General features: G+C 63.1%; 1 protein-coding gene. It reads left to right on the forward strand.

Features of this window, described 5'->3' with window-relative positions:
• Window positions 1–244: sugar phosphate isomerase/epimerase (locus BLJAPNOD_RS35885; RefSeq protein WP_244610879.1), on the forward strand; the 244-nt coding region annotated here is incomplete at both ends.

Raw genomic sequence — 244 nt, forward strand, 5'->3', positions numbered from 1 at the left:
CCCTCGCACTATGTGCTGCAGTGCCTCGACTATCTCGACAACATCGACATCTACAAGGATCGCATCCGGATGTTCCACGTCAAGGATGCCGAGTTCAACCCGACGGGTCGGCAGGGCGTCTATGGCGGCTACCAGGGCTGGGTCAACCGGGCCGGGCGCTTCCGCTCGCTCGGTGACGGCCAGGTCGACTTCGGCGCGGTGTTTTCCAAGATGGCGGCCAATGATTTTGCCGGCTGGGCGGTGG

This window comes from Ensifer sp. M14 (genome assembly GCF_003355565.1).
In the GTDB taxonomy this organism is placed as follows: domain Bacteria; phylum Pseudomonadota; class Alphaproteobacteria; order Rhizobiales; family Rhizobiaceae; genus Ensifer.